The sequence below is a fragment of the Streptomyces solincola genome, assembly GCF_002982015.1.
Taxonomy (GTDB): Bacteria; Actinomycetota; Actinomycetes; order Streptomycetales; family Streptomycetaceae; genus Streptomyces; species Streptomyces solincola.
The window spans coordinates 1-5,761 of sequence record NZ_PVLV01000501.1 but is presented as its reverse complement, the minus strand read 5'-3'; the positions used below and the strand labels follow the sequence as shown (position 1 = coordinate 5,761).

Annotated in this window: 6 protein-coding genes; all 6 read right to left on the bottom strand. The window is 69.7% G+C overall.

From position 1 onward, the window contains the following. Positions 1–152: 152 nt before the first annotated feature. A complete protein-coding gene (locus tag C6N75_RS25755) occupies positions 153–446 on the bottom strand; it encodes a WXG100 family type VII secretion target (protein ID WP_105871275.1) in 294 nt (97 codons plus the stop codon). Between the two features lie 57 nt (positions 447–503). Continuing rightward, on the bottom strand, positions 504–863 hold the full coding sequence (locus C6N75_RS25750) for a WXG100 family type VII secretion target (RefSeq protein WP_105871274.1): 360 nt from the start codon (positions 861–863) through the stop codon (positions 504–506). A gap of 51 nt (positions 864–914) precedes the next feature. Next, positions 915–2,099, bottom strand: coding sequence for a S8 family serine peptidase (locus C6N75_RS25745; protein ID WP_258177616.1), 1,185 nt, complete (start codon positions 2,097–2,099; stop codon positions 915–917). 115 nt (positions 2,100–2,214) lie between these two features. Beyond that, positions 2,215–3,999: a hypothetical protein gene (locus C6N75_RS32160; RefSeq protein ID WP_181160614.1), complete on the bottom strand. Its 1,785-nt coding sequence runs from the start codon at positions 3,997–3,999 to the stop codon at positions 2,215–2,217. Between the two features lie 6 nt (positions 4,000–4,005). Then, positions 4,006–4,425, bottom strand: coding sequence for a hypothetical protein (locus tag C6N75_RS25725; RefSeq protein WP_258177615.1), 420 nt, complete (start codon positions 4,423–4,425; stop codon positions 4,006–4,008). A gap of 171 nt (positions 4,426–4,596) precedes the next feature. Next, positions 4,597–5,761: type VII secretion-associated serine protease mycosin (gene mycP / locus C6N75_RS25720; protein WP_105871270.1), on the bottom strand; the 1,165-nt coding region annotated here is incomplete at its 5' end.

The following is a 5,761-nucleotide window of genomic DNA, read 5'->3' as shown; positions in this document are numbered from 1 at the left end:
GCTGGGGTACGCCGAAGGGCCTGGGGCACGCCGAAGGGCGGGGTGGGCATCTCCCGCCCTGCCCACTCCGCCCCTGGTGCCGCTGCTGCTGCCGCTCGGTAGCCGCAGGCTTGGAAGCCGCTGCTTGGAAGCTGCTGCTTGGAAGCCGCTGCCTAGAAGTAGCCGGCGGCCTTCTTGTCGCCCGCCTGGTACGCCGGGGCGGCCTCGCGGACGGCCTTGGCGATGCTGGTCAGCGACTGGTAGATGGCGCGGGCCTCGGAGTCCCACTGGCGGTGGGAGCGGTCGGAGGCGGCCTTGGCCTCACCCTCGAAGGTGTCGGAGATCAGCCGGATCTTGTCCTGGATCAGCTCCAGCGAGGTGTCGAGGCGCTTGGCCTGCTTCTCGATGGTGCTCGCCGCCTCGTCGAGGGACGAGTAAGTGACGACCATTGTCCCTTCGTTGGCCATGGTCTCTCCTTCGTCAGTCGTGTGTGGTGGTGCTGGGGTTCTGCGGGGTGGTGGTACTCAGTAGCTGGAGAGGTTCGAGGTGCGGGCCTCCGCGCCCGCGTCACCCGAGTAGCCGGCGGTGACGTCCACACCGCGCAGCGCGGCCTCGACCTCGGTGTCGGTGTTGCCGGAGATGGTGCGGGTGGCCTCGATGGCCTCCTGGAAGTTCAGCATCAGGCGGCCGATGCGGACCATGCCCTGGTTGATCTCGTTCTGCTTGACGTCGAACGCGCCGGCGCCGATGCCCTGCCAGCGGCCTTCCAGGCTGTCGATGACGCCCTGGAGGTTCTGGAGCTGGCCCTTCACGTCGGTGAAGGCGGTGGTGATGTCGTCCTGCAGACTCTTGAGATTGCTGTCATTGACCTTCTGGACTGCCATGAGCCTCTCCCTCTGTCCGGGTCTGTGGTCTTGCGTGGGTGTGGTGCTGGTTCAGGTGTTGCGCCGGCGGCGGGCCACGAAGAGCCCCGCCCCGCCGAGGAGGGCCACCGCGGCGACGGCGCCGCCGATGAGGTAGCCGGTGTCGCTGTCGCCGGCATCCGCGGTCTGGGCTGTGCCGGTGGAGCCGGCGAGGGCCGGTTTGTCGCTGGGGGAGCCGGACTCCGGCTTCTCGGCCGAGCCCTCGGAGGGCTTGGGGGTGGCGGCGGCGGGCTTGCCGCCTACGCGCTCACCGGTGTCGGGGCTGACGTCGGGGTCGCCGGGCTTGCCGAGGCCGCGGGTGAGGTGGGCGTTGGGGCGGACGACGCCATGGCCGACGTACTTGCTGATGGAGCCCGGCTTCCAGTTCTCGCCCCGGCCGGCCGACTCGAACATGACCCGGAGGACCTGGTTGCCGGTCCAGTCCGGGTGCTTGGACCAGATGAGGGCGGCGGTGGCGGAGGCGAGGGCGGAGGAGGCGCTGGTCCCTTGGCGGATGCAGTACTGGGTGAGCGAACCATCGCACCAGCCAGGCATATCCGCCCCCGGGGCCGCGATGTCCGTCCTGTCAGAATGGGTGGAGAAGTCCGCTACTCGGCCCTCGGAGTTGGTCGCCGCCACGGCCACCGTTTCCCGGTAGTAGGCCGGATAGGACGGCTTGTTGCCCTTCTTCGCCTCATTGCCGTTGCTGGCGAAGACGAGTTTCCCCTTGGCTCGCGCGCCCTTGATGGCTTCAAGAAGATCATCGTCGACGTACTCGCTGCCCATGGACACGTTGATGATCTGGGCGTCACTGCCAGCGGCGGCTTGCACGGCTTGGGCCAGGCCCTCGGTGTTGACTTTTCCATACCGCTTTTCCGCCACGCGGTCCGCGACCCGGTAGGGAATGATCTTCGCCCCTGGGGCGAGGCCCTGGAGACCTCCGCCCTTGCCCGTGCCGGCGATCAACTCGGCCATGGACGTTCCGTGTCCGTCCATGTCGTCGGTCTCGTCGCCCTCTACACCGGAAAAGTCCTTGCCGGGGAGGACCTGCCCCTTGAGGGAGGAGGTCGAAGGGTTCACGCCACCGTCCACCACGGCGACCGTGATGCCTGCGCCCGTGCTCCTCTTCCAGATTTCGTCCACGTGCATGGCGTCCAGGTACCACTGACGCGCCTGCGGGTCGGAGACGGGCTCAGCGGCGTTGGCCGTGCCACTCACCCCTCCGATGCAGACTGCCGCCGCTGCCACGCCGGGAAGCACGCGGTTTCGGACTCGCAGCCCGCGCACTCCACTCGTTACTGGCGTCATGCTGACTTCCGACCTTCCACCATGCCTAGTCGATCACCGGCGGGACGACGTTTCGACGCCTGGCCGCCCAGTTCTCTTCGTCCTCTGCCAGGTACTCCGGACGGGGCGACTCGTTACGGTTCTGCCCCTCGTCCCGCTTACCGCGGCGGCTCCCGCGCGAGCCGCCGCCAAGCGCGCCGGCGGGTTGGCCCGCGGTGCCACCGCGAGGAGTGCCCACGACCCCGTTGACACTGGGCGTGCCTCGGCCCGTCTGGCGAGAGCCAGCTCCCGGCTGCTGCGTGCCGACGACTCCGTTGAAGCCGGGCCGGGATGTAGTGGAGCGTCCCGTCGGGGCGGTTCCTCCGCCGATGACTGTGCCTCTGGGGATGCGCTGACCTCCGCTGCCGGTGGCGGAACGCTGCTGCGGAGTGCCTCCGACGATCCCGCTCTGGGCGGCCCGTCCAGCGAAGGAGCCGGTGCCCGGCCGTCCGCCAGCACCTGGGCTCGTGACCCCACCGACCCGTCCTCCAGTGGAGGACTGGCCGGTGCCGCCGAGGGTTCCCGGGCGGCCACCGGAAGTCGTTCCGGCCGCTCGACCGGCAGGACCGTGGCTACCGGTGGTGCTTCCGGCACGTCCGGCCCCGGAAGAGGATCCGCCACCGCCCGCACCCGAAGCTCCTACGGGGCGGCCCGTAGTGCCTGCTACCCGACCGGTCGTGGCTCCCTTGGCACCGGCTCCGCCTACCGAAGGAATGACACCGGGGCGCCTGCCGCTCATGGTCCCCGTCGCCTTCGGGGCCGTTCCCGTGACGCCCTGCGGCAGGCCGCCGCCGACCGGCGCGATGGGGCCTTGCGGCGACGGTGTGGTGCCGGTGGTGATCGGCGGCGCGCCGTTGGGGAGCGTCTGCACGGGAGGCGTGGCCGGCGGCGCGATGCTGTTGATCTCCGTACGCGTGCCGCTGCCGTTCGGCGCATCGATCGCCTTGTCGGTGATCTCGGTCCGCGGTGTGCCATCACTCGAAGCGGTGACGTCCGTGCGCGCCGCACCGGACTGGGCGGGTGACGCTCCCGACAAGCTTGACTCAGAGCGGCCTGAGGCGGACGAGTCGCCGTACTCTCGGCCGCCCGTCGGCTGCGGTACGTCCACACTCAGCGGCTTAGGCGGCGGAGGCGGCTGCTGGCCGGCCAGGGTGCTCTCGGACACCGCGTAGAAGGACGCCAGACGGTTCATCTGGTTGATGGCCTCCTGGCGGTCCTTCTCGACCTGGAGGGCCTTTTGGTAGTCCTCGTTGTCCTGGGTCCGCTCCGGCACGGCGAAGTCGTCCGGTTTCTTCTGGACGAGTCGGCCGTCGCGCGGGGGCTTGGAGTTGCGGACGGAGGTCAGGCCCTCGCCCGCGACCTTCATCTGCGCGCCCGCCGCGTTGGCGAAGTCTCCCAGGGCGTAGGCATAGGTGGTGAGCTGCTTCCCGTAGCGGCGGAACTCCTCGGCACCCTCGCCTTCCCACTCGGTGGTGCCCACGCAGCCGTCGAGGGCCTTCGCGGCGTCGTTGAGAGCTTTGGTGACGTTCTCCAGGTTCGTCCCGGCGTTGGCCAGCTCGGCCGGGTTGGCGCTGTCCAGGAAGTCGAGCATGGCGTTGAGCGGCGCGCCCTCGAAGTCGGAGCGGCCGGTGCCGCCTCCGAGGCCGAACGGCATGATGGTCCGGAGGGTGTTGAGAGCATCAGTGACGTAGTGCACCGTCTGCACGTTGCCGTCGACGACGTCCTGCTGTGCCGTTTCCTGGTCGTAGCGCTGCTGGGGACTCGGCGACTCGGGCTGCTTGGCATCAGACATCGACGGTCACCCCATGTCCTTCGTCACGTCGGTCGCGTCCGTGTGGTCGGACTTCTTCTGAGCGTCCTGCGCCTTGCCCCACTCCGCATCCAGCCGCGTCCGGATCGTGTGGAAGCTCTGCCGCGTGTCCTCGTCCACGTTCTGGTAGCCGACGTTCGCGGCGTGGACGCCCAGGCGGTAGAGCTCGATCTGGTCGCCGAGGGACTTGGACAGGTCGACCAGTGCTTTGTGGACCCGGTTGTACTGCGCGTAGAAGCCGTCCGCCTCGGCGAAGGGGAGGCCGGTGCCGAAGGAGCCGCGGGTCACGGTCTCCGCGGCGATCTTGGCGCTGCCGCCCGGGCCGCCGGTGAAGTCGGTGAGAAGTGCGTCGACGTCGTTCTTGAACTTCTCCAGGGCGTTCACGCCCTTGTGCAGGTCACTGCCCACGACCGTCCCCCTCACCCGTCGTGTCGAGCACGATGCCCGTTCCTCCCCGTTTGCTTCTGCTGTTGTCGCTGTACCTACAGGTCACTCTATCCACCGGGTACGACAAGCCCAAGGACCCCTCTGGTCACCGACGTTCTCATGGGTGCGACTGCAACACATCCGTTTATGTACTCAGTTCGAGCGCCGGCGGCGGGCGTCGCGGGTGGCGACGGCGGCGCCGGAGACGGCTGCGACCAGGACGGCGCCGCCGACGGCGACGTAGGTGGCGAGGCGGGCGTTGCGCTGGTCGGGGGTCTCGCCGAGGTGGTACTCGCCGGGAGTGGGCGCCTCCGCTCGGGTGAGGCCCTCGTGGGCGACGGGGCGCTCGATGGGGGCGTCGTCCTCGGTGAGGGCGCGGACGGGGTCGACGACGCCCCAGCCGACGAGCCGGTCGTGGCCGTCGGTGGAGCGCTCGGCGGTCTGCTGGATCTGGGCCACGATCTGGCGCTGGGTCCAGTCCGGGTGCTTGGCCTTGACCAGGGCGGCCAGTCCGGCGACGTACGGCGCGGCGAAGCTGGTGCCGTTGTCGGCGCAGTGCCCGCCCAGGGGGACCGTGGTGATCATGTCGACGCCGGGGGCGGCGACCCCGACGAAGTCACCGGACTGGGAGAACTGGGCGCGCTCGTTGTTGCGGTCGGAGGCGGCGACGGCCAGGACGCCCGGGTAGGAGGCGGGGTAGGTGCGCTTGACGTTCCCGCCGAGGCCGTCGTTGCCGGCGGAGGCGACGACGACGACGTCGGCGGCGAGGGCGGCGTCGACGGCGTCCTTCAGTTCGGGTGCCGGCTCGACGGCGTTGGCGGTGTCCTGGGAGATGTTGATGACGTCGGCCTTCTCCTTGACCGCGTGCCGGATGGCGGCGGCCAGGGTCTCGGCGGTGCCGTTGCCGTCGGCGTCGTTCTGCTGGATGGGGATGATCCGGGCGTCGGGCGCGAGGCCGGTGAAGCCGGTGCCCTTGGCGGGGCGGGCGGCGATGATGCCGGCGACCTTGGTGCCGTGGCCGACGGTGTCGGTGGTGCCGTTCTCCTTGCCCCGCTTGATGGGGAAGCCGTTGGCGTCCTTCGCCTTCTTCGGGATGAGGTTGATGCCGCTGCCGGTGTCGACGGCCTTGGTGAGCTGGGGGTTCTTGACGTCCACGCCGGTGTCGATGACGGCGACCCGGACGTCCTCGCCGGTGGACTGCTTCCACACCTCGTCCATCAGCACCCGTTGCAGGGCCCAGGGCCGCCCCTCGTACGGCTTGTTGGGGAAGGTGCACTGCTGGGGGGTGTCGGCGGACGCGGCGGGGGCGGAGAGGAGG

Coding starts and splice junctions, on each gene's coding strand:
- C6N75_RS25755 (WP_105871275.1), bottom strand. CDS start 446: ATGGCCAACGAAGGGACAATGGTCGTCACTTACTCGTCCCTCGACGAG.
- C6N75_RS25750 (WP_105871274.1), bottom strand. CDS start 863: ATGGCAGTCCAGAAGGTCAATGACAGCAATCTCAAGAGTCTGCAGGAC.
- C6N75_RS32160 (WP_181160614.1), bottom strand. CDS start 3,999: ATGTCTGATGCCAAGCAGCCCGAGTCGCCGAGTCCCCAGCAGCGCTAC.